Origin of the sequence: Streptomyces sp. NPDC052023, from assembly GCF_044548465.1 — a bacterium.
In the GTDB taxonomy this organism is placed as follows: domain Bacteria; phylum Actinomycetota; class Actinomycetes; order Streptomycetales; family Streptomycetaceae; genus Streptomyces.
Genome location: NZ_JBIUBW010000005.1, coordinates 189347 through 210767, shown reverse-complemented (window position 1 = coordinate 210767; position 21421 = coordinate 189347). Strand labels below are relative to the sequence as shown.

The following is a 21421-nucleotide window of genomic DNA, read 5'->3' as shown; positions in this document are numbered from 1 at the left end:
AGGTCGATGCTGACTGAGTGGAGCATAGCTCACTGTTACCTATACTCACAATGAATGGCATCCTGATATTGTTCCCTCATGACCATGCCCGATCCCGACGGACTGCTCGCGGAACAGTTGCTGCGGCTCACCCGCCGGGTGCACCGGATCCAGAAGCGCCATCTTCAGCAGCGCGTCCTCGGCATCACCCCCGCCCAGTCCCGTCTCCTGCGCACGCTTGCGGAGTACGACGCGCCGCCCCGGATGGCAGATCTGGCGGGGCGGCTGGAGGTCGTGCCCAGGGCTGTGACGTCTCTGGTCGACGGGCTGGAGGCGCACGGCCAGGTGCGCAGGGCGCCGGATCCGGCCAACCGCCGGGTGATCCGGATCGAGCTCACGGACGAGGGACGCGAGACGCTGCGCGAGCTGCACGGCGCGCGGAGGTCGGCGGCGGAGGAGATCCTGGCGCCGCTGACGGATGTGGAGCGTCGGGTGCTGGGGACTCTGCTGGACACGCTGGTGGATGGCGGGCGTGGTGGTGAGGGGCAGTGCTGAATCCTTTTCCCCGGAGGAAGGACCACACGTCGCCCCCGTGAAGTGACGGCGGCGCGTGGTCTTTTCCGGCCTGCTGACGGGGGAAGCGGTGGTGACCGGGTCGTGCCAGCAGATACCGGACGAGTGGGGCTCGTCTGCACTGAGGCCTCTGGGGCAGGGGGCGGTGCGAGGGAGGCCGGGCGGTAACCGGTTCTGTGCGGCGGGTCGGAAAACCGGTTGCCTCGTACCAGGTTGTGGCGCGAGCCTTTCACGGCTCGGTACCGGCATGCCCGGTCCGTGGTGCTGCACACTCCGCCCTGTGTCGACTCGGCACCGCGGCTGCCCCTCCCGTTCCCACTTCTCCCCACCGCCGCCCGTCCTCCGCCCTCCGCCCCGCCCTCCGCCAGACATGAGCCACTGGGACGTCATGCAGATTCAAGACCTTCCGTATCCCGACCCTGGTGTGCCGGACGCGCGTTCGGGGCCGCGCTTCCTGTGGTGGCTGGGCCGGAACCAGCTGCGCGGTCAGCTGATCGCACTGGCCTGGGGCCTGCTGCACTTCGTGTCGGTCTCCTCACTGCCGTTCTGCGTCGGCTTCGCCGTGCAGGCCGTGGTCGATCGCTCCGGCGCGCGGCTCGCCCTCGCGGGTGGGCTGATGGTGCTGGCCTGCGCCGGCAACGCCCTCGGCGACACCTTCCTGCACCGGGCCGCTGTCACCAACTGGATCACCGCGGCCGCCCGGGTCCAGCAACTCCTGGCCGGCAAGGCCGCGCATCTGGGTTCCGCGCTGACACGACGGGTCGCTGCCGGCGAGGTCGTTGCCGTCTCCACGGGCGACGTCGAGAAGATCGGCTGGTTCGTGGAGGCCGTGTCCCGCTTCACCGCGGCGGCCGTCACCCTCGTGCTGGTCTGCGTCGGCCTCGTCGTCTACCAGCCGGCGCTCGGCGTCGTCGTGGCCGTCGGCCTGCCCGTACTGGCACTGGCGGTACTGCCGCTGCTCCCCCGAGCGACCCGGCGGGCGGACTTCCAGCGCGAGAAGGCGGGTTACGCGACCGAGCTCGCCTCGGACACCGTCGCCGGACTGCGCGTCCTGCGTGGCATCGGCGGTGAGGAACTGTTCCTCGACCGCTACCGCCGAGCCTCGCAGGAGGTCCGTCACGCGGCCGTGCGCAGCGCCCGGATGTGGTCGCTGATCTCGGCGATCCAAGTGCTCCTGCCCGGCCTGCTGCTGACCGCGGTCGTCTGGTACGGCGTCCATCTGGCGCGGCAGGGCCGGATCACCGTCGGCGAACTCGTCACCGTCTACAGCTCGGTCATGCTCCTCACCTACCCTTTGCGGCACTTCGAAGAGATCGCGATGGCCTACTCCTTCTCCCGGCCCTCGGCCACACGGGCGGCGCGCGTGCTGTCCCTGGAGCGGGTCACGGACGCCGCGGGGGCGCGCGAGGGTTCGGCCGAGGCATCCGGCGCTGGCGCGCGCACCGACTCACTGGGCCGTGCAGACCGAGGCGCGTTGCCCTCCGGGGACCTGTACGACCCGGAGACTGGGCTGCTCGCGCCGTCCGGGCGGTTCACCGCCGTGGTGTGCGGCGACCCTGACGCGGCGGGGCGGCTGGCCGAGCGTCTCGGCGGGCATCCCTCCGAGGCGGGTACGCCGGTGCTGCTCGGCGGCGTTCCGCTGGACGCACTGCCGCTGGACCGCGCCCGGACGGCCGTCCTGGTCCAGGACAAGGATCCCGTGCTGCTGTCGGGCTCCCTGCGCGAACTGCTCGACGTCCCCGCGTCCGGAAACGTCCGCGCGGAGGAAGCACTGGCGGCCGCGCAGTGCGAGGACGTGCTGGCGGCGCTCGTGCAGGGCTCGCTCGACGCCGACGACCCGATGGACGCCCGGATCACCGAACGCGGGCGTTCCCTCTCCGGTGGCCAGCGCCAGCGGCTCGCTCTCGCCCGGTCGCTGATCACCGACCCGGAGGTGCTCGTCCTGGACGAGCCGACGTCCGCCGTCGACTCCCACACCGAGGCGCGGATCGCGGGTGGCGTGCGTGATCTGCGGGCCGGGCGCACCACGGTCGTGTTCACCTCCTCGCCGCTGCTGCTGGACCGTGCGGACCGGGTTGTCCTCGTCCACGAGGGCGAGATCGCGGCGGTCGGTGTGCACCGGGAGCTGGTGCACAAGGAGCCCCGGTACCGGGCCGTGGTGACCCGGGAGGCCGAGGAGGAGACCCCGCTGAGCGGCGTACTCGACGAGTTCGACGCCGGCGAGCTGCGCACGCTGGACGAGAAATTGGACGAGCTGAACGAGATCGAGGAGACGGCATGATCGGCGTGGCGCCCCCGGCGTACGACCCGGCGGCCACGACGACGGCGCACACCCTGCCTGTCGGCGCCCCCGCGACGGTACGCGCCTACGTGGCCGAACTGTTCCGCCGGCACCGCACGGCCTTCCTGCTCCTCGTCACCGTCAACACGGTCGCCGTGATCGCGTCCATGGTGGGCCCCTACCTGCTGGGCGGTCTCGTCGAGCGGGTGTCGGACGGGGCGCGCGAGGTGCATCTGGGCCTCACGGTGGCGTTCTTCCTGATCTCGCTGGCCGTGCAGGCCGTGTTCGTGCGTGAGGTGCGGCTGCGTGGCGCGATGCTCGGCGAGCGGATGCTGGCCGATCTGCGAGAGGACTTCCTCGTGCGGTCGGTCGGGCTGCCGCCGGGAGTCCTGGAGCGGGCGGGGACGGGTGATCTGCTGTCCCGGATCACCACCGACATCGACCGGCTCGCCAACGCCATGCGCGAGGCGGTGCCCCAGCTGGCGATCGGTGCGGTGTGGGTGGCCCTGCTGCTGGGTGGTCTGGTGGTCACCGCACCCCCGCTCGCGGCCGCCGTACTGCTGGCCCTGCCGTTGCTCGTCGTCGGCTGCCGCTGGTACTTCCGGCGGGCGCCGGCGGCCTACCGTTCGGAGGCCGCCGGCTACGCCGCCGTGGCCGCCGCGCTCGCCGAGACCGTGGACGCGGGCCGCACCGTCGAGGCACACCGGCTCGGCGCCCGCCGGGTGGAACTGTCCGAGCGCCGGATCAAGGAATGGACCGCCTGGGAGCGCTACACGCTCTGGCTGCGGTCGGTGCTGTTTCCGGTCATCAATGTCACCCACGTGACCGTGCTCGCCTCCGTGCTGATGGTCGGCGGGGCGTTCGTGCTCCAGGGCTGGCTCGACGTCGGGCAGCTCACCACGGGCGCACTTATCGCGCAGATGCTCGTCGACCCGGTCGGTCTGATCCTGCGCTGGTACGACGAGCTGCAGGTCGCCCAGGTGTCGCTGGCCCGGCTCGTCGGGGTCCGCGACATCGAGCCGGACGCCGGGGACTCGGCTCTGGCACCCGACGGCCGGGCCGTGCACGCCGACCGGGTGCACTTCGGATACGTCGAGGGCGTCGACGTACTGCGCAAGGTGTCCCTGGAGGTCGCCCCCGGCACCCGGCTGGCGCTGGTGGGCCCCTCCGGCGCGGGCAAGTCGACGCTGGGCCGGCTGCTCGCGGGGATCTACGCGCCGCGGGACGGCCGGATCACCCTCGGTGGCGCGGAACTGTCCCGCATGCCCGCGGAGCGCGTCCGCTCGCACGTGGCCCTCGTCAACCAGGAGCACCACGTCTTCGTCGGCTCGCTGCGCGACAACCTGCTGCTGGCCCGTACGGACGCCGTCGACGCCGAGCTGTGGGCGGCGCTCGGCGCGGTCGACGCGGACGGGTGGGCGCGTGCGCTGGACAAGGGACTGGAGACCGAGGTCGGCTCGGGCGGACTCGCGCTCACCCCGGCACAGGCTCAGCAGATCGCGCTGGCCAGGCTGGTGCTGGCCGACCCGCACACGCTGGTCCTGGACGAGGCGACGTCCCTGCTCGACCCGCGAGCGGCACGCCACCTGGAACGCTCCCTTGCCCGTGTCCTCGACGGCCGCACCGTCGTCGCCATCGCCCACCGCCTGCACACAGCCCACGACGCCGACGTGATCGCCGTGGTCGAGAACGGCCGCATCAGCGAGCTGGGCAGCCATGCGGAGCTGGTCGCGGCGAACGGGGCGTACGCGGCGCTGTGGCGGTCGTGGCACGGGTGAGAGTGAGGGTGAGGGCTGGCCTGCCCACCAGCCGAAGCCCGCGTCCTGCACCGCGACCAGCTCGACCGCCCACCAGCCGAAGCGCCCTCCCTGCCCCGCAACGGGCTCGACCGCCCACCAGCCGACGCGCCCCCCGCGCTCCGGGCACCCCCTGGTCGGCCCTCGCGGCTCGGGGACCCGCCCGCTGTCGGTGCCTGTGCCGTTGCGCAGGGGCGAACAGGGGTGGAAGGCTGGAAAGCGGAGCAGGCTCGGGGAGCGCCCGCGAAATGCGCGGGAGCGCGTTGGGCGCAGTCTGTGTCCCCGGCACCGGCGGCACGCCGCCGACCGTGGCCGGAGCGGCCCCGTCCTCACCACCTGGAGGTACCCGTGAACAGCGCCGACGGATGGGGAGATGACGTCTACCAGCCCGACGGATCCGAGCAGCGGGAGGACACGGGGCTGCTCGACGGTGAGGACACCCTCGAGTACGACGGTGTCAGGGACCCCCTGGACCGGGGCTGGTCCCCTCCGGAGCGTCCGTGGGCGGTGGAGCACACCGGCGTGACGGCGGCGGAGCGGGTTCGGGGCGAGACCCTGGACCAGCGGCTGGCGGAAGAGCTGCCCGATTCGCCCGTACCCGAAGGGGACGGCCTCGGCGACGCCGACGGCACCGACGGGGAACTTCTGGACAACGAGGTCGGCGCCGCCCGGTCCGGGCGGCTCGTCGCCCCTGACGAGGGAGCGCACGAGGACGACGAGTCCGCGCTGATCGCCACAGACGTCGGCATCGACGGCGCGGCCGCCTCCGCCGAGGAGGCCGCCGTCCACATCGTCGACGAGGACGCGCTGTCCGGCTGAGTCCGGGCACACCGCGCCCGCGTCGCCCATGCCCATGTCCCCTCCGCACCAGGAGCAGCCATGCAGCAGGACAAGCACCCCGACTACCACCCGGTCGTCTTCCGCGACCGCTCCGCCGGATACGCCTTTCTGACCCGGTCCACCGCCACCAGCGACCAGACCATCGAATGGGACGACGGCGAGACCTACCCCGTCGTGGACGTGGAGATCTCCTCGGAGAGCCATCCGTTCTACACCGGCAAGGCACGCACGGTGGACACGGAAGGCCGCGTCGCTCGCTTCGAACGCCGATACGGGGAAGAGACCCGTCAAAGCTCCGACTGACGCCGCACGCGCCGTGCGGGACCTCAGATCACGTTGAGGGCGGCCGCTCCGCCCACTCCCCCGAGCACCATGAACGCCGGCATCAGCACCCTGAGCTCCACCCAGCTGCCCGCCCGGAACCGCATGGCCTTCGGGGGCCCCAGCGGGTACCAGCGCTTGCGGCCCACCGGAATCGGCCAGAGTATCGGGCACCCCGAGACGGTGAGCGCGTCCCCGATGTCGTGCACCAGCGCGCCGAGCACGATCGGCAGGCCCAGCCACAGGTACTCCTGGCCCGGCTCCGTGAACAGCCAGTCCGCCCCGTTGCCCGGCTGGTCGAGCACACCGGCGATGATCCAGGCGCTCGTCGCCGCCAGGAGCCACACGAGGACATCGGCACTGGCCCCTCGGGTCGCCCGCCACAGCAGGCCCTCGATGGCCAGCACCAGATGCACGAAGAGGATCGCCAGTACCGCCCAGCGCCCGCCGGTGATCGCCAGCACCGATGCACCCGCGCCGGTCAGGACCGCCCACAGCCAGGTGTGCGTAAGTGTGCGGTGCCCGCCGGAGCGACGCGGGTCGCCCGGCTTTTTCGTGGCCTTGTAGACGGCGTACGAGAGCTTGTCGACGATCTCGCAGAGCCAGCGCGACAGCGGACCGAAGGAGCGCGAGATGGTGGCGGCCTTGTGGTCGAGGTCGGGGGCGAGCGCGGCGCCGGCACAGATCAGCGCGCCGCACAGCAGGACCGGCCAGGGCATCCCATGCCCTGCCGCGGTGGCGGCGGCCCCGACGCCGAGCCAGGCCGCGGCGCCCGAGAGAGAGTGTGCTGGTCCCATCATTGCCGCTGCCCGCCCCATTCCTCGTGCGCCGCTGTCCAGTTGACTTGATGCGCTGACGTCGTGTCGGCGACACAGCGTAGCGTTCGCGATCTTCATGCGGGCATCCGATTCCCGCATCGGCCAGGAGGCCAGGCAAGATGGGGGCGTGACCCTCATCGATCAGCTGCCGCAGACCGCCGACCCCGACGCCCTCTACGAAGCCTTCGAGTCGTGGGCGCAGGAGCGCGGTCTCACGCTCTACCCCCACCAGGAGGAGGCGCTGATCGAGGTGGTCTCCGGCGCGAACGTGATCGTGTCGACGCCCACCGGCTCCGGCAAGAGCATGATCGCCGCGGGCGCCCACTTCGCCGCCCTGGCCCGGGACGAGGTCACCTTCTACACGGCCCCGATCAAGGCGCTGGTCTCGGAGAAGTTCTTCGAGCTGTGCAAGCTGTTCGGCACCGAGAACGTCGGCATGCTCACCGGCGACGCCTCCGTGAACGCCGACGCCCCCGTCATCTGCTGCACCGCCGAGGTGCTGGCCTCGATCGCGCTGCGCGACGGCAGGCACGCGGACATCGGCCAGGTCGTCATGGACGAGTTCCACTTCTACGCGGAGCCCGACCGCGGCTGGGCCTGGCAGATCCCGCTCCTCGAACTGCCGCAGGCGCAGTTCGTCCTCATGTCGGCCACCCTCGGTGACGTCTCGATGTTCGAGAAGGACCTCACCCGGCGCACCGGCCGGCCGACCTCGGTGGTCCGCTCGGCGACCCGTCCCGTACCGCTCTCCTACGAGTACCGGCGCACCCCGCTCACCGAGACGCTGACGGAACTGCTGGACACCAAGCAGGCACCGGTCTACATCGTGCACTTCACCCAGGCCCAGGCGGTGGAGCGGGCGCAGGCGCTGATGAGCATCAACATGTGCTCGCGTGAGGAGAAGGACCAGATCGCCGAGCTGATCGGCAACTTCCGCTTCACCACCAAGTTCGGCCGCAACCTCTCCCGTTATGTCCGGCACGGCATCGGTGTGCATCACGCCGGCATGCTGCCCAAGTACCGCCGCCTGGTGGAGAAACTCGCCCAGGCCGGGCTGCTGAAGGTCATCTGCGGCACGGACACTCTGGGCGTCGGCGTCAACGTGCCCATCCGCACCGTGCTGTTCACCGCGCTGACCAAGTACGACGGCAGCCGGGTGCGCACGCTGCGCGCACGTGAGTTCCACCAGATCGCCGGGCGTGCCGGGCGGGCGGGCTTCGACACGGCCGGATTCGTGGTCGCCCAGGCTCCTGAGCACGTCATCGAGAACGAGAAGGCGCTCGCCAAGGCGGGGGACGACCCGAAGAAGCGCCGGAAGGTCGTCCGCAAGAAGGCGCCGGAGGGGTTCGTCGCCTGGAGCGAGGACACCTTCGAGAAGCTCATCGCCTCCGAGCCCGAGCCGCTGACGTCCCGCTTCCGGGTCACGCACACCATGCTGCTGTCCGTGATCGCCCGGCCCGGCAACGCCTTCGAGGCCATGCGGCACCTCCTGGAGGACAACCACGAGCCGCGCAGGCAGCAGCTGCGGCACATCCGGCGCGCGATCGCCATCTACCGCTCGCTGCTGGACGGCGGCATCGTCGAGAAGCTGGACAAGCCGGATGCCGAGGGCCGCATCGTCCGTCTCACCGTGGACCTTCAGCAGGACTTCGCGCTCAACCAGCCACTGTCCACCTTCGCGCTCGCGGCCTTCGAACTGCTGGACCCCGAATCGCCGTCCTACGCCCTGGACATGGTGTCCGTCGTCGAGTCCACGCTGGACGATCCACGGCAGATCCTCGCCGCCCAGCAGAACAAGGCGCGCGGTGAGGCCGTGGCGGCGATGAAGGCGGACGGTGTCGAGTACGAGGAGCGCATGGAGCGTCTCCAGGACATCTCCTACCCGAAGCCGCTGGAGGAACTGCTCTTCCACGCGTACAACACGTACCGCAAGAGTCACCCGTGGGTCGGCGACCATCCGCTGTCGCCGAAGTCCGTGATCCGGGACATGTACGAACGGGCGATGTCCTTCACGGAGTTGGTCTCCTTCTACGAACTGGCCCGGACCGAGGGCATCGTGCTGCGCTACCTGGCCGGGGCGTACAAGGCCCTCGAGCACAACATCCCGGACGACCTCAAGTCCGAGGACCTTCAGGACCTGATCGAGTGGCTCGGCGAGATGGTGCGCCAGGTCGACTCCAGCCTGCTGGACGAGTGGGAGCAACTGGCCAATCCGGAGGAGATGACCGCCGAGGAGGCCCAGGAGAAGGCCGACCAGGTCAAGCCGGTCACCTCCAACGCGCGTGCCTTCCGGGTCCTGGTCCGCAACGCGATGTTCCGCCGGGTCGAGCTCGCCGCCCTCGACCAGGTGGCCGAGCTGGGCGACATGGACGCCGAGTCCGGCTGGGACGCCGACGCCTGGGGCGAGGTGATGGACAAGTACTGGGACGAGTACGACGACCTCGGCACCGGCCCCGACGCGCGCGGCCCCAAGCTGCTGCTGATCGAGGAGGAGCCGGAGCACGGGCTGTGGCGCGTCCGGCAGATCTTCGACGACCCCAACAGCGATCACGATTGGGGCATCAGCGCCGAGATCGATCTTGCGGCCTCCGACGCCGAAGGCCGTGCCGTGGTCCGCGTCACCGACGTCGGCCAGTTGTGAATTCAGGAGACGGAAAACCATGACAAACCCGGCCGAGAGGCTTGTCGACCTGCTCGACCTGGAGCAGATCGAGGTCAACATCTTCCGCGGCCGCAGCCCCCAGGAGTCGCTGCAGCGAGTCTTCGGTGGCCAGGTGGCCGGCCAGGCGCTGGTCGCCGCCGGGCGCACCACGGAGGGAGACCGGCCGGTGCACTCGCTGCACGCGTACTTCCTGCGCCCGGGGCGGCCCGGCGTGCCGATCGTGTACCAGGTCGAGCGGGTCCGGGACGGGCGGTCGTTCACGACACGGCGGGTCACGGCCGTGCAGGAGGGCCGCACGATCTTCAATCTCACCGCCTCCTTTCACAAACCTGAGGAAGAGAGCTTCGAGCACCAGCTGCCGCCGGCCCGCGAGGTACCGGACCCGGAGTCCCTGCCGACGGTCGTCGAGGAGATCCGGAAGCATTTGGGCGCGCTGCCGGAGCAGTGGGAGCGGATGGCACGCCGCCAGCCGTTCGACATCCGGTATGTGGACCGGTTGCGCTGGACGCCCGAAGAGGTCAAGGGCGCCGAGCCGCGCAGCGCCGTATGGATGCGCGCGGTCGGGCCGCTGGGCGACGACCCGCTCGTGCACACCTGCGCCCTGACCTACGCCAGCGACATGACCCTGCTCGACGCCGTGCGCATCCCGGTCGAGCCTCTGTGGGGTCCACGCGGCTTCGACATGGCGTCGCTTGACCACGCGATGTGGTTCCACCGGCCGTTCCGCGCGGACGAGTGGTTCCTGTACGACCAGGAGTCACCGATCGCGACCGGCGGGCGAGGGCTCGCCCGCGGACGGATCTACGACCTGGAGGGCCGCCTGCTGGTGTCGGTCGTCCAGGAAGGACTGTTCAGGGCGTTGTAAGGATTGTTCAGGGCGTCGCAGGAAGGCCACCGCGCGGGCGCGGGAGGCGCTCACGCGCTTCTGCGGCGAAGCCGGCCCAGCAGGCCACGGGGGCGCTTCGGCTCGGGTACGCGCACGCGTACGTGCGTGTCGGGCCGGGGTTCGGGCGTGCGCGCCAAGGGGCGCCGGTCGAGTGACGCCCGGCAGGGAGCGGACTGCGCCGCGGGCACGACGGCAGAGGTGCGGCGCGACACCGGCAGTTCCCGCGCATGGTGTGCGCGTTCCGCACCGCGCACGCTCCCGTGTCCAGCCCGGCGCTCCGCACGAGGTGCCGGGCGCGGTGCCGGGCGGTGGGCGCGGGCCTCGTCCACCACATGGGCGAGGTCGGCCCGCAGCCAGCTGATCTCGTCCGGGTCGTCGGCAGTCATGATCCGCTCGGCGAGCTGCGCCGACGGTGAACCTGGCGCGCCGTGCGTGGGCGGCCCCGGTCGGAACCGGTGCACGTGGGCGCGCTCGTAGGGGTCCTTGACGATCTCCGCGATCTGAACGGGATCCAGCAGCGCCGCCAGGGCCCCGGCGCGCTCCCAGGGATCCGTGGCCTGACGCAACAGGAATCCCAGATGCCGTCCCCTCCAGTTGCGGGCGCGCAGGTCCACTCCGTCCCGCAGCCGAGCCCGCAGCCCCTCGGGCAGCACACGGCCCTTCACCAGCGGCCCGTTCTGCTCGTCGGACGCGAACTGCCTGACCTCCTCGGCCAGATAGAGCCACACGAGCGTCCGATAGCGGTTCACGTAGAACGCGACCGGCACCATCAGCCCGAGCCGGGCCAGACGCGTGAACCGGTCACCGGTCACGTCCATCAGGCGCGCGGCCTCCTTCGTGCTCACACTCCGCACCCGTTCGAGGAGGGCCTCGGGAAAGCCGTCCTCCGAGCGCAACCGCTCGATCTCGGCGTGGGCGACGCGGCGCCCTCCGCCGCCTTCGTCGGGCAGCGTGCGGATCCGTCCGAGGTTCACCGCGAGGTCGAACTCGCGTCGCTTCAGCCCCAGTTCGCGAGCGGCGCGGCTCGGTGTGCACGTGAGGACGTCCGGCTGGGTGACGGTGTTGCCTGACATGGCGTCTCTCCCCCGTGGAGTCGTGATCGATGGGCTCTGCTCACGCTCCGTGCGCTCGCAGTCACATCACCGTAGCCGTTCCGGGCGATCACGCGGCGACCCTGTGGATAACTTTATGGGGGTTGAAGAAAGTGCAGGTCAGGGCTCTGTGGAGGGAAATCGCTCAGGCTGTCGGGCGTCCACGCCGAGGTGCTCACCGACGCGATTGACGAGCAGTGTCATCTCGTAGGCGATCTGGCCGATGTCGGCCTCCGCGGCGCTGAGTACGCACAGACAGCTGCCGCTGCCGGCCGCCGTGACGAACAGCACCGCGTCGTCGAACTCCACCATCGTCTGGCGCACCTGTCCGGCGCCGAAGTGGCGCCCCGACCCCTTGGCCAGGCTGTGCAGTCCGGAGGCGACGGCCGCGAGATGCTCGGCGTCCTCGCGTCGCAGTCCCGTGCTCGCCCCTGTCACCAGCCCGTCGTTGGACAGGACGAGGGCGTGCCGCACATGTTCCACGCGCTCGGTCAAGTCGTCCAGCAACCAGCCCAGTCCTTTGTGCACCATGATGGCGATCTCCCCGTGTGACGACTCCCCCTGGCCGGAGGATCTCTCCGCCAGCCTTCACCACGTCCGGCTGACGGGCAAGCAGGATGGGGGCATGGCACAGAAGATGACTGACACGGAATGGCGGGCCTTCGTCTCGCAGGGCACACGCACGGCAAAGCTGTCTACCGTCAGGGCTGACGGGAGCCCACATGTGGCGCCGATCTGGTTCCTGCTCGACGGGGACGAATTGGTGTTCAGCACCTCCAAGGGGAGCGTGAAGGGGCGCAATCTGGCCCGGGACGGGCGGGTCGCCCTCTGCGTGGACGACGACCGCCCACCGTTCGACTTCGTCGTCCTGCAGGGGCGTGCCCAGCTCTCCGAGGAACTCGGCGAACTCCGGCGCTGGGCCACCCTGATCGCGGCTCGGTACATGGGCGAGGAGAACGCCGAGGAGATCGGCGCGCGCAACGGCCAGCCGGGGGAGCTTCTGGTCAGGGTCACGATCGACAAGGTCCTGGCGCAGAAGGCCGTAGCAGGCTGAAGCCCTCCCCTGGAGGCCGGTCAACCCGGGAGACCGGTCAACTCACGGAGTCGAGCAGCCGGGCGGTGTGGACCCGTCCGGCGTACTCGACGAGCCGGATCAGCACCTCCTTCCCCGAGTCACGGTCGCGTGCGTCGCAGAGCACGACCGGGGTTCCCCGGTCGAGGTCCAGTGCGCGGCAGACGTCCTGTGCTCCATAGGAGCGGGCGCCGGTGAAGCAGTTGACGGCCACCACGAACGGGATGTGGCGGTGCTCGAAGTAGTCCACGGCCGGGAAGCAGTCCTCCAGGCGGCGGGTGTCGGCCAGGACCACCGCTCCCAGCGCCCCCTGCGAGAGTTCGTCCCACAGGAACCAGAAGCGGTCCTGTCCCGGTGTACCGAACAGGTACAGCGAGAGGCCGGAGCGGATGGTGATACGGCCGAAGTCCATGGCGACCGTGGTCGTGACCTTGTGGTCCACGCCATCGGTGTCGTCCACCAACTGGCCTGCCTCGCTCAGCAGTTCCTCGGTGCGCAGGGGCCTGATCTCGCTGACCGCGCCCACGAGGGTGGTCTTGCCCACGCCGAATCCGCCGGCGACCAGTATCTTCAACGCCAGGGCGGTGGACTCGCCCTCGGTGGCGTTGGACGTCTCGGAGACCATCGATCACTTCTCTCGGGAGTGCCGGCAAGGGTCGACGTCGGTACGCGCGTGCCGCGCCGGGGCACGGCGTCCGCGCACGGCTTCGGTGCACGTGTAAGAAGTCAGCATCATGGCAACGGCCGGACTCCACGGGGTGCTGGGACCGCTCTTTGTTCGATGTGACCGATTCGAGCGCGTTGCGCGCCCGCATAGGTGCGTAAGTCGGCCGTCTCTGCGGCCGCACGCGCGCGGATCGTCATGAACGTTCATCTACAGCGCCCGCAGTCCGTCGATGACCTCACGCAGAATCCGTTCGTCGGGCAGTTGCGCGGGCGGTACGGGTCGGCTCACCGTGACGCGGCCGAGTTCCAGGAGGTCGCCGAGGAGGACACGGACGACGCCGACGGGCAGGTCGGCGCCCGCGGCGAGTTCGGCGACCGACTGGGTTTCCGTACGGCACAGGTCGACAAGGGCCCGGTGCTCGGGGCCCAGGGCGGGGTCGTCGTCGAGGTGGGGAGCACCCGGGTCGAGCGTGACCAGGGCGATGAGGTCGAAGGCCACTCCGGTGGGACCGGGCTTGGTGCGGCCGCCGGTCATGGCGTACGGCCGGACGAGCGGGCCTGCCTCGCCGTCGTACCACTGGCTGCCCTGCTCCTGCGGGGTGCCCTTGAAATCCTCGGTCATCTGTGCGGATCGCCTTCTTGCCTCATCCGGCGGCGGGCGGCCGCGCGTTCATACGCGGTGCCGTGTAGAGGTGCTCGCCGACCCGCTTGATCAGCCGTGCCATCTCGTACGCCACCAGGCCTATGTCGGCGGTGACGGCGGTGAGGACGGCCAGGCAGGAGCCGTCTCCGGCGGCGGCCACGAACAGGAAGGCGTCGTCCATCTCCACCATGGTCTGGCGCACGCCCCCGGCGCCGAAATGCCGGCCGGCACCTTTGGCCAGGCTGTGGAAGCCGGAGGCGACTGCGGCGAGGTGTTCGGCGTCCTCACGGCCGAGCCCGGTCGAGGCGCCGACAGCGAGTCCGTCGTTGGAGAGCACCACGGCGTGCCGTACCTCGTGCACGCGCAGTACCAAGTCGTCCAGCAGCCAGTCGAGTTCGCCGGAGCGCTGAGCTGCTCTCATGCCGGGATCCTGGATCATGCGGGGTCTCCTTCGCTGCTGTCACTGCCGCCTGCGGGGTCGGGGGCGGCGCCGTGGCCGGGCCGGCGGCCGCCACCGCGAGCCCAACCGTCGCGGTAGGCCGCCATACGGTCGCGTACGAGTTCGGGGGTGCGCCGGTCGTCGTCACGGGGGGCGGACGGCTGCGGCGGGTCCGAGGGGCGTCGCTCGCGCAGTTGCGGGGCGAGGCTGGCCTGCCGTACCCGGCGGGGCAGGTCCTCGGATCCTTCGTCCGGGTCGGGGGGGCGGTGCAGGCGCAAGGCGGTGACTCCGGGGGGCGGGGTTTCGGGGCCGGTCCGCGCCGCGTCCGGGGCGGGGGCCACCAGGGCGGGCCGCTCACCGGTGGTGGGGACGGCTTCCTGCTGGAGGGGGCCGCCCGGCACGCGCGCGTACGCGTGTTCCGGGTCCGTCGCCTGGTTGCCGGAACGTTCCGGCACGCCGCTGTGCAGCAGGGCGGTGGGCAGCAGAACGACCGCGGTGGTACCGCCGTAGGGGGACGTGCGCAGGTGCACCTTGATCTCGTGGCGTGCGGCGAGCCTGCTGACGACGAAGAGGCCGAGCCGGTCGCTGTCGAACAGGTCGAGGGCTTCGGACTGGGCGATACGGCGGTTGGCCTCGGCGAGGGTGTCGTTGCCCATGCCCAGGCCGCGGTCCTCGACCTCGATGGCGTAGCCGTTGCCCACGTGTTCACCGGTGACGCGCACGCGCGTATGCGGGGGTGAGAACTGGGCGGCGTTCTCGACGAGCTCGGCCAGCAGGTGGGTCAGGTCGGCGACGGCGGCGCCGATGACGAGGGCTGCGGGGAGCTGCCGTACCTCCACGCGCGCGTAGTCCTCGATCTCGGAGACGGCCGCGCGGACCACGTTGGTCAGGGAGACCGGCATGCGCCAGGCCCGGCCGGGAGCCGCGCCGGAGAGGATGATCAGGCTCTCGGCGTGGCGCCGCATCCGGGTGGTGAGGTGGTCGAGCCGGAACAGGTCGCTCAGTTCGTTGGGGTCGTCGGAGCGGCGTTCCATGCTGTCCAGGAGGCTCAGCTGGCGGTGGACGAGCACCTGACTGCGGCGGGCGAGGTTGACGAACACGCCGGAGATGCCGCTGGCGAGTTCGGCGCGTTCCACCGCGGCGAGCAGCGCGGCCCGGTGCACGGTGCCGAGCGCCTCGGCGACCTGCCCGACCTCGTCCTCCGCGGGTGGCCCGGGCGGTGCCTCGGCCCGGACGTCGATCTCCTCCCCGGCGCGCAGTTTGCGCATGGCCTCGGGGAGTTTGCGCCGGGCGATCTCCAGGGCGCCGTTGCGCAGGCTGATCAGTTCGACGACGAGGCCGCGCCCGATGCGCACCGAGATGACGAGGGACGCGGCGACGGCGGCGAGGCCGAAGAGGACGGCAGCGCCCGCGGGGGTGAGCAGGCCACGGGCGAACGGGTCGGCCCGGTCGGCCACTCCCCGGGCGGCGTCCTGCTCGATGGTGCGCATACCGTCCTGCACGCGCGCGTGTGCGGGAGCCCAGGCGGTTTCGGGCGCGGCCTTGATCGCCGCGGATCCCGGTCCGCTCGTCAGGACCTTGTCCTCGATGGCGAGCATCGCCGCGTAGTCCCCGCTCTCGGCGAGTTGGCGCCAGGCGGCGCGTTCGTCGCCGCGCAGGTCGGCGACGGCGGCGTCGGTGAGGGCGCGGCGGGTGTCGACCGCGCCGGTGAACTGCCGCATCCGCTCGCCGTCCAGGCGGCCCGCGAGCCTGCCGCTGGACAGCAGCACGTCCTCCCGGGCCAGGGCCTCACCCGCGCGGGAGAACTCCAGCAGCACGCGCGCGTCGGAGCCGAGTTCGGCGTCCTGGATGCCGGTGAGGGCACCGCCCACACCGAAGGCGGTGGAGATGGTCTTCGTGTACTGCTCGTAGGCCTCGTCCCACCCGGCGCGCCGGTCCAGCACATCGGCGCGCAGCGTCCGCAGTCCCTCGGTACCGGCCACGAAGGCTTCCAGCCGCTGGGCGACTCCCTCGGGCAGTTCCTGTCCGTCGGCGACGGTGTTGTGATCGCCGAGCCGCAACTGCCCTACGGCCTGGTCCGTGCGCTTGGCGAGCCGCTGCAGCTCGCCATCGGCCACGGCCGAGGGGTCGGTCGCGTGCCGGACGGCGGCGGCGCGCTCGGCCTGGAGCGCGGCCACGGTGGCGGCGACGGGAGCGCGGACATCGGAGTCCACGCGCTGCAACTGCCGCAGCCCGGCGACGTCCTGAACGGTGCTGACGGTGGCGTACGCCCACAGGGCCAGCAGCGACACGACGGGCACCATCAGCAAGCAGACGATCTTGGCGCGCACGGTGCGCGGGCGTATGTGCCAGCGCTCCCCCGCGCGCGTGGGTCCACCCGTCACCTCGGTGTCCTGGGTGTCCTGCGGGCTCTCGTCGGCCGGTGGACCGGCGTGGGCGCGGCGGCCACGCGCAGGAGTCGGGGGCGGCGTCTCGGCGCCTGTGCCGGAATTCCTACGGGGGGTACGCATGGCCTCCTCGTTCGGAAGGGGGTTCGGGTGCGGTCCGGTGGGGTTGCGCCGTCAGTGGGCGCCGCTCCCGAGGGGCTGCTGGGCCGATGCGGATGCCTCGCGCTCCCCGGCTGTCGGCGACAGCGCCACGAAGGCGGAGGTCAGGAAGAGGTAGGACCCGAGGCCGACGGCGAGGGGGAAGACGAACTGCATCGCCGTGGCCCCGGGCAGGACCTCGCCGGAGGGCGTGACCTGCACGCGCACCGCGATCATCCCGGTGTAGTGCATGCTGCTCACGGCCGCGCCCATGACGAGGGAGGCGACGGTGACCGCGACGGGCGACTTGATGTTGAGCGCCGCCCACAGGGCCGCGGTCGCCGCCACGACGGCGATCACGACGGAGAGGGCGACACGCATCGGGTCGTACGTCACGTCACCGTGCAGGCGTACCGCCGCCATGCCCAGGTAGTGCATGCTCGCGACGCCCAGCCCGGTGGTGAGGCCGCCGATGAGCAGCGCACGGGCCCGGTTGCCTCCGTAGCCGACCGCGAAGACGCCGGCGCAGACGACGATCATGGCCACGAGCAGGCTGAGGACGGTGAGCGGTACGTCGTAGCGGATCTCGGTCCCGCTGACGCTGAAGCCGAGCATGGCCACGAAGTGCATGGTCCAGATGCCGGTGCCGATGGCCGAGGCGGCCGTGATCAGCCAGTTGCGGCGCGAACGGCCGGTGGCGCCGAGCGCCCGGACCGTGCAGCGCAGGCCCAGTGCGGCGCCGGTGCAGGCCATGACGTACGACAGTACGGGGGTCAGCCAGCCCAAGGCGGCGTGGTCCAGGTGTCCCATGGCCAAGGGACGCTAGCGGGGGCACAGGAGCACAGAGGGGGCGCATTTCGAAAGGTGTTGGAATATGACGCAGATATGTACCTGAACGATCGCGTCCCGCTCGAACATGTGCGTCGGGGCGTCCTCCGTGCTGGTGAGGGATCATGACGAACATGAGCGACGACCGTACGCACGTCCAGGAGTTCTTCACGGCCCGCGCGGCCGGCTGGGACAGCCGGTTTCCCGACGACGGTCCCGCCTACGCGGCGGCGGTGGCCGAACTCGGCCTGCGGGAGGGCGACCGCGTTCTCGACGCGGGCTGCGGCACCGGACGTGCCCTGCCGCCCCTGCGCGCGGCCGTGGGCGCCTCGGGGGTGGTCCTCGGGGCCGATCTGACCCCGGCCATGCTGCAGGCCGCCGTACGGGCCGGACGGGACCGTGACGGGCGGCTGCTCGTAGCCGACGTGGCGGCGCTGCCGCTGCGCTCGGAGTCACTCGACGCGGTGTTCGCGGCAGGCCTGATCGCCCACCTGCCCGACCCGGCGCGGAACCTGCGGGAGTTGGCGCGCACGGTGCGCCCCGGCGGCAGGCTCGCCCTCTTCCACCCGATCGGCCGCGCGGCTCTCGCCGCACGGCAGGGCCGTCACATCACCCCGGACGATCTGCGCGCCGAGCCCAATCTCCGGCCGCTGCTGGCGGGTTCGGGCTGGACCATGACGTCGTACGTCGATCAGGACGACCGGTTCCTCGCGCTGGCCGTCCGGGAGGCCTGACCACCTGGCACTTCACCTCGCCTTCCCTCTTCTGCCGCCGCGGCTTCAACTCTAGGTTGAGTAGCAGCAGGTGAGCGTCGGGCGGGGGAAGCCGCAAACGGGGAAGGTGGTCACTGTGTTCGACAGGGTTCGCAAGGTCTGGGGCGGATTCCGTGAGGCGGCGCGCGCGGAGCGGACGTCAGGCCCGGACCGGCGTGCGCACAATCTCTTCGAGGCCGCGGCGGCGTACGTGTCGGCGTGTGCGGAGGACGACCAGGACCGTATCGACGAGGCGGCGGCGTGGGTGTCGCCCGAGGCGTTGTCTTTCGGGGTGAACGAGCTGGCGTGCCGGGCCGTCATCGCGCTGGCCCGGGAGCGCGACGAGTCGCCGCGGACGGTCGCACGCGAGCTGCTGGGGCTGCCGGCGGTGTGAGCGACGGGCGGCAGGCGGTCGTTTTGGCCCTGTCCGGGCGGACAACCGCAGGTCCGGTGGTACGCGGAGTCGTGACAAGCGGCTTCCGCTCGCACTAGGGTGCGCGCCGATGGACGAACCCCTGGGGAGGCTGGGATGGCCGGGACGGATGCGGATGCCGTCGCCGCCGAGGACGACGCGCTCTACGTGCTCACGGCGGTGCTGCTGACGCCGGCGCGTTTCCCGAGCGTGCTGGGCGACGACTACCCCGAGGCCTGTGCGGCCCTGGGCATCGCGCCGCTGGCCGACGGGTACGGCCTCGTGTTCGGCCAGGACGGCGAGGGTGCGCGATGGACGGTCGTCACCGACGACGTGTCGCTCGTCGCGGTCGCCATCGCCTCCTGGGACTGCGGCATGGAGTACGACCTGTCTCCCGACGAGCGGTCCGTCGTCGCCGCCCTGCCTGGCTGGCCGCTGGCGGTCGCCGTCGCGGCTCCCGGCGTGCCCGCACCGCACGATCCCGACCCTGAGGTGGCGGGCTGCGCACCGCTGTCGCCGCCGGACACCACGGGCTGGGGCTCGGCCCAGCGCCGGCTGGGGGCGGACGAGATCGCGGTGCAGTGGTCGTCGTGGCGGGAGCAGGTCGACGACAAGGAATTCGTCGTCCCCCAAAGCGACTCCGAACCCGTCCCGGACGAGCAGGCCGGTCCGGAGCGCAGCGCGATCCGGCGCGTCCTCGCCGAGGCCCACGCGTACGTGGACACGCCGCCGCCCCTGGGCCGGGTCCGGTCGTCCTTCGCCACGGGCGACGCGCGCATGCTGCGCGCGGACGGCCCGGGCTGGTCGCTGGTGGCGCGGACGGACGACATGGCGTTCCTGCTCCTCGATGACAAGCCCGGCGAGGTACTGCCGGTGGGCCGGGGGCCCAAGCTGCCCGCCCTGCTGGAGGCACTGGACAAGATGGCGGTGCGGCCGACCTGAGGAGGCCAGAGGGCCGCATTGGGCCGGTTGCACCGGCCTCCTGCAGCCGACGACCGTCGGACCTCCTGCCCTGCCGGACGTCTCCGGCCTGCTGCTTGCGGACGTCGTCCGGGGACACAGCGCCTGCTTGCCCAGCAAGGGGCTTGACGACCTGTGCCGGACACCCATGCCCGAGCTCAACGGCATGTGGTGCCAGTCCATGGAAGACACGCGGTGCCCGCTCCACGATGGGGCAGCCCGCGGCTCGGCGCACGTGCCGTGCCCTGTCGTTGTGTCCTGGAGGCCCGCATGCGTCCGTCCCCCGGCGTCCCCCTGCTCGCCGCCGCGCTCCTGGCGGGGGCCCTCACTGCGCCCGCCCCTGCCCTTGCCCACGGAGGCGGGGGTGCCCACTGCACGCGCGAGGACCGCGTGCGGGTACCGGGCGCGGCCTTTCAGCAGACTGCCTGTCTGGCTGACCTGACCACCACCGGTCTCGCCGGTACCCCGTACACCGACCTGGCCGACCAGGCGGGGCTGACGGCACAAGCCACGCGTACGCCGTCAGGCGTGCCGGGCGTGCAGGTCGACGGGTACTTCCCCGACTCGTCCCGGTTCAACGCCACGCACGGCTGGCGGCATGACGCGCAGTTCGTCATACGGCTGCCGGACCGCTGGAACGGCGGCCTCGTCGTCACCGGCGCTCCGGGCACGCGCAGGCAGTACGCGACGGACAAGGCGATCTCCGACCGGGTGCTGGCCCAGGGCTACGCGTACGCCGCGACCGACAAGGGCAACAACGGCACCGACTTCTATCGCGACGGCGAGCGGGCCGGGGACGCGATCGCCGAATGGAACACCCGCGCGACGCAGCTCACGCGCGCTGCGCGCAAGGTGGTCGCCCAGCGCTACGGCCACGCCCCGCGCCGCACCTACATGACGGGCATCTCCAACGGCGGCTACCTGACACGGTGGCAGTTGGAGAACCATCCGGAGCTCTACGACGGCGGGGTCGACTGGGAGGGCGCCCTGTGGACGGCGGACGGCCCGAATCTGCTCACCTCCCTGCCCACGGCGGTGGCGCGGACGTACGGCTCAGCGTCGGACGAGGACATGTACGGCGTGGGCTTCGCGCCTGGGTCGGAGTTCCTGTGGCCCTACCACGAGAAGGCCTACTGGGGTGTCACGCAGAAGACCTATCGCGCGGAGTTCGACCCGGCGTACGACCCGGGCTGCCCCGGGCCGTCGGCCGGGAGCACGCTCGAGGAGATCCTCGCGCCCTGCGCGTCGGACGCGACCTACGACTACGCCTCGCGCCCGGCCTCCGTCCGTCGCGCCGTGGCCCGGGTGGCGCTGACCGGGCGCATCGGCAAGCCGCTGATCACCTTGCACGGGGACATGGACACGCTGCTGCCCAAGGCCGCCGACTCGGACGTGTACGCGCGCATGGTCGACAGGCGGGGACGGGGGCCGTTGCACCGCTACTACACGGTCCAGGGCGGTACGCATGTCGACGGGCTGTACGACACCCATCCCGACCGGCTGCGGCCGATCCTGCCCTGCTACCGATCGGCCTTCGACGCGCTGGTCGCGTGGGTGGAGCGGGGGACCCGGCCGCCCGCGGACCGGACCGTAGGCCGGCCCGCGGGCGGTGACGTGGTCGACAGGTGTGCGCTGGACGACGGGGCCGCATCGGGCCGGTAGACCGTCAGCGGCCGAGTTCCTTGCGCGTGACCCGGCGCAGCCTGCGGCGCTGCGACGGGTCCAGCGTGAGGTACGCGGCGGCCGGGACGCCCAGCACTATGAGCAGCGCGGCCCACCAAGGCAGCCAGATCAAAAGGATGAGCCCGACCGCCACACCCCCTGCGGCGATCTTCGCGTTCTTCGACATGTGTGTCGCCTCCTTCGCGGCCACGGCC

Annotated in this window: 21 protein-coding genes; 12 read left to right on the top strand and 9 right to left on the bottom strand. The window is 71.4% G+C overall.

Annotated features, from left to right (window positions below; genetic code table 11):
- Positions 1-78 precede the first annotated feature (78 nt).
- The 5 genes from ACIHCM_RS13635 to ACIHCM_RS13615 all read left to right on the top strand — a co-directional run bounded on the left by ACIHCM_RS13635 (position 79) and on the right by ACIHCM_RS13615 (position 5772).
- A complete protein-coding gene (locus ACIHCM_RS13635; protein ID WP_399893963.1) occupies positions 79-534 on the top strand; it encodes a MarR family winged helix-turn-helix transcriptional regulator in 456 nt (151 codons plus the stop codon).
- A gap of 406 nt (positions 535-940) precedes the next feature.
- Complete coding sequence (locus ACIHCM_RS13630) at positions 941-2833, top strand: ABC transporter transmembrane domain-containing protein (RefSeq protein ID WP_399893960.1); 1893 nt, start codon at positions 941-943, stop codon at positions 2831-2833.
- Positions 2830-4611, top strand: a complete 1782-nt coding sequence (locus tag ACIHCM_RS13625) for an ABC transporter ATP-binding protein (protein WP_399893958.1) — start codon at positions 2830-2832, stop codon at positions 4609-4611. The genes ACIHCM_RS13630 and ACIHCM_RS13625 overlap by 4 nt, the downstream gene beginning before the upstream one ends.
- A 366-nt stretch (positions 4612-4977) precedes the next feature.
- The gene (locus tag ACIHCM_RS13620; protein WP_399893955.1) at positions 4978-5448 is read left to right on the top strand and encodes a DUF5709 domain-containing protein; all 471 of its coding nucleotides are present in this window, start codon (positions 4978-4980) and stop codon (positions 5446-5448) included.
- Positions 5449-5508: 60 nt separating this feature from the next.
- Entirely contained in the window at positions 5509-5772 is a 264-nt protein-coding gene (locus tag ACIHCM_RS13615; protein ID WP_393113439.1) for a type B 50S ribosomal protein L31, read from the top strand.
- Positions 5773-5795: 23 nt separating this feature from the next.
- Here ACIHCM_RS13615 and ACIHCM_RS13610 read toward each other — a convergent pair whose 3' ends face one another.
- Positions 5796-6590: a metal-dependent hydrolase gene (locus tag ACIHCM_RS13610; protein ID WP_399893952.1), complete on the bottom strand. Its 795-nt coding sequence runs from the start codon at positions 6588-6590 to the stop codon at positions 5796-5798.
- Between the two features lie 145 nt (positions 6591-6735).
- On the opposite strand from ACIHCM_RS13610, the gene ACIHCM_RS13605 reads away from it, so the two are divergent.
- Both ACIHCM_RS13605 and ACIHCM_RS13600 read left to right on the top strand, forming a co-directional pair.
- Positions 6736-9249, top strand: coding sequence for a DEAD/DEAH box helicase (locus tag ACIHCM_RS13605; RefSeq protein WP_399893949.1), 2514 nt, complete (start codon positions 6736-6738; stop codon positions 9247-9249).
- Between the two features lie 19 nt (positions 9250-9268).
- Positions 9269-10135 (top strand): acyl-CoA thioesterase, encoded by an 867-nt coding sequence (locus ACIHCM_RS13600; RefSeq protein ID WP_399893946.1) that lies wholly within the window; start codon positions 9269-9271, stop codon positions 10133-10135.
- Between the two features lie 50 nt (positions 10136-10185).
- Here the strand turns inward: ACIHCM_RS13600 and ACIHCM_RS13595 are convergent, their stop codons facing one another.
- Both ACIHCM_RS13595 and ACIHCM_RS13590 read right to left on the bottom strand, forming a co-directional pair.
- Positions 10186-11229, bottom strand: a complete 1044-nt coding sequence (locus ACIHCM_RS13595) for a DUF6397 family protein (RefSeq protein ID WP_399893943.1) — start codon at positions 11227-11229, stop codon at positions 10186-10188.
- 138 nt (positions 11230-11367) lie between these two features.
- On the bottom strand, positions 11368-11778 hold the full coding sequence (locus ACIHCM_RS13590; RefSeq protein WP_399893940.1) for a roadblock/LC7 domain-containing protein: 411 nt from the start codon (positions 11776-11778) through the stop codon (positions 11368-11370).
- A gap of 94 nt (positions 11779-11872) precedes the next feature.
- On the opposite strand from ACIHCM_RS13590, the gene ACIHCM_RS13585 reads away from it, so the two are divergent.
- Positions 11873-12301, top strand: coding sequence for a PPOX class F420-dependent oxidoreductase (locus tag ACIHCM_RS13585; protein WP_399893938.1), 429 nt, complete (start codon positions 11873-11875; stop codon positions 12299-12301).
- 37 nt (positions 12302-12338) lie between these two features.
- Here ACIHCM_RS13585 and ACIHCM_RS13580 read toward each other — a convergent pair whose 3' ends face one another.
- The 5 genes from ACIHCM_RS13580 to ACIHCM_RS13560 all read right to left on the bottom strand — a co-directional run bounded on the left by ACIHCM_RS13580 (position 12339) and on the right by ACIHCM_RS13560 (position 17402).
- The gene (locus ACIHCM_RS13580; RefSeq protein ID WP_399893935.1) at positions 12339-12944 is read right to left on the bottom strand and encodes a GTP-binding protein; all 606 of its coding nucleotides are present in this window, start codon (positions 12942-12944) and stop codon (positions 12339-12341) included.
- Between the two features lie 249 nt (positions 12945-13193).
- A complete protein-coding gene (locus ACIHCM_RS13575; RefSeq protein ID WP_399893932.1) occupies positions 13194-13607 on the bottom strand; it encodes a DUF742 domain-containing protein in 414 nt (137 codons plus the stop codon).
- Positions 13608-13629: 22 nt separating this feature from the next.
- The gene (locus ACIHCM_RS13570) at positions 13630-14067 is read right to left on the bottom strand and encodes a roadblock/LC7 domain-containing protein (RefSeq protein ID WP_399893929.1); all 438 of its coding nucleotides are present in this window, start codon (positions 14065-14067) and stop codon (positions 13630-13632) included.
- Positions 14064-16577, bottom strand: coding sequence for a nitrate- and nitrite sensing domain-containing protein (locus ACIHCM_RS13565; protein WP_399893926.1), 2514 nt, complete (start codon positions 16575-16577; stop codon positions 14064-14066). The genes ACIHCM_RS13570 and ACIHCM_RS13565 overlap by 4 nt, the downstream gene beginning before the upstream one ends.
- 51 nt (positions 16578-16628) lie before the next feature.
- Entirely contained in the window at positions 16629-17402 is a 774-nt protein-coding gene (locus ACIHCM_RS13560; RefSeq protein WP_399893923.1) for an MHYT domain-containing protein, read from the bottom strand.
- 152 nt (positions 17403-17554) lie between these two features.
- Here ACIHCM_RS13560 and ACIHCM_RS13555 point away from each other — a divergent pair, with 152 nt between their 5' ends.
- The 4 genes from ACIHCM_RS13555 to ACIHCM_RS13540 all read left to right on the top strand — a co-directional run bounded on the left by ACIHCM_RS13555 (position 17555) and on the right by ACIHCM_RS13540 (position 21206).
- Complete coding sequence (locus tag ACIHCM_RS13555) at positions 17555-18154, top strand: class I SAM-dependent methyltransferase (protein WP_399893920.1); 600 nt, start codon at positions 17555-17557, stop codon at positions 18152-18154.
- Positions 18155-18269: 115 nt separating this feature from the next.
- On the top strand, positions 18270-18566 hold the full coding sequence (locus tag ACIHCM_RS13550) for a hypothetical protein (protein ID WP_399893917.1): 297 nt from the start codon (positions 18270-18272) through the stop codon (positions 18564-18566).
- 135 nt (positions 18567-18701) lie between these two features.
- Positions 18702-19526 carry a hypothetical protein gene (locus ACIHCM_RS13545; RefSeq protein WP_399893914.1) on the top strand — a complete coding sequence of 275 codons (825 nt, stop codon included), beginning with the start codon at positions 18702-18704 and terminating at the stop codon, positions 19524-19526.
- 288 nt (positions 19527-19814) lie between these two features.
- A complete protein-coding gene (locus ACIHCM_RS13540; RefSeq protein ID WP_399893911.1) occupies positions 19815-21206 on the top strand; it encodes a tannase/feruloyl esterase family alpha/beta hydrolase in 1392 nt (463 codons plus the stop codon).
- Positions 21207-21210: 4 nt separating this feature from the next.
- On the opposite strand, the gene ACIHCM_RS13535 is transcribed toward ACIHCM_RS13540, so the two are convergent.
- On the bottom strand, positions 21211-21393 hold the full coding sequence (locus ACIHCM_RS13535; RefSeq protein ID WP_189704020.1) for a hypothetical protein: 183 nt from the start codon (positions 21391-21393) through the stop codon (positions 21211-21213).
- Between the last annotated feature and the right edge of the window lie 28 nt (positions 21394-21421).

Excerpts from the sequence above, each read along its gene's own strand:
- ACIHCM_RS13570 (WP_399893929.1), bottom strand. The coding sequence starts at position 14,067 with ATGATCCAGGATCCCGGCATGAGAGCAGCTCAGCGCTCCGGCGAACTC.
- ACIHCM_RS13580 (WP_399893935.1), bottom strand. The coding sequence starts at position 12,944 with ATGGTCTCCGAGACGTCCAACGCCACCGAGGGCGAGTCCACCGCCCTG.
- ACIHCM_RS13600 (WP_399893946.1), top strand. The coding sequence starts at position 9,269 with ATGACAAACCCGGCCGAGAGGCTTGTCGACCTGCTCGACCTGGAGCAG.
- ACIHCM_RS13595 (WP_399893943.1), bottom strand. The coding sequence starts at position 11,229 with ATGTCAGGCAACACCGTCACCCAGCCGGACGTCCTCACGTGCACACCG.
- ACIHCM_RS13535 (WP_189704020.1), bottom strand. The coding sequence starts at position 21,393 with ATGTCGAAGAACGCGAAGATCGCCGCAGGGGGTGTGGCGGTCGGGCTC.
- ACIHCM_RS13555 (WP_399893920.1), top strand. The coding sequence starts at position 17,555 with ATGAGCGACGACCGTACGCACGTCCAGGAGTTCTTCACGGCCCGCGCG.
- ACIHCM_RS13575 (WP_399893932.1), bottom strand. The coding sequence starts at position 13,607 with ATGACCGAGGATTTCAAGGGCACCCCGCAGGAGCAGGGCAGCCAGTGG.
- ACIHCM_RS13610 (WP_399893952.1), bottom strand. The coding sequence starts at position 6,590 with ATGATGGGACCAGCACACTCTCTCTCGGGCGCCGCGGCCTGGCTCGGC.
- ACIHCM_RS13625 (WP_399893958.1), top strand. The coding sequence starts at position 2,830 with ATGATCGGCGTGGCGCCCCCGGCGTACGACCCGGCGGCCACGACGACG.
- ACIHCM_RS13560 (WP_399893923.1), bottom strand. The coding sequence starts at position 17,402 with ATGGGACACCTGGACCACGCCGCCTTGGGCTGGCTGACCCCCGTACTG.
- ACIHCM_RS13565 (WP_399893926.1), bottom strand. The coding sequence starts at position 16,577 with ATGCGTACCCCCCGTAGGAATTCCGGCACAGGCGCCGAGACGCCGCCC.
- ACIHCM_RS13585 (WP_399893938.1), top strand. The coding sequence starts at position 11,873 with ATGGCACAGAAGATGACTGACACGGAATGGCGGGCCTTCGTCTCGCAG.
- ACIHCM_RS13615 (WP_393113439.1), top strand. The coding sequence starts at position 5,509 with ATGCAGCAGGACAAGCACCCCGACTACCACCCGGTCGTCTTCCGCGAC.
- ACIHCM_RS13545 (WP_399893914.1), top strand. The coding sequence starts at position 18,702 with ATGGCCGGGACGGATGCGGATGCCGTCGCCGCCGAGGACGACGCGCTC.
- ACIHCM_RS13590 (WP_399893940.1), bottom strand. The coding sequence starts at position 11,778 with ATGGTGCACAAAGGACTGGGCTGGTTGCTGGACGACTTGACCGAGCGC.
- ACIHCM_RS13540 (WP_399893911.1), top strand. The coding sequence starts at position 19,815 with ATGCGTCCGTCCCCCGGCGTCCCCCTGCTCGCCGCCGCGCTCCTGGCG.
- ACIHCM_RS13635 (WP_399893963.1), top strand. The coding sequence starts at position 79 with ATGACCATGCCCGATCCCGACGGACTGCTCGCGGAACAGTTGCTGCGG.
- ACIHCM_RS13630 (WP_399893960.1), top strand. The coding sequence starts at position 941 with ATGCAGATTCAAGACCTTCCGTATCCCGACCCTGGTGTGCCGGACGCG.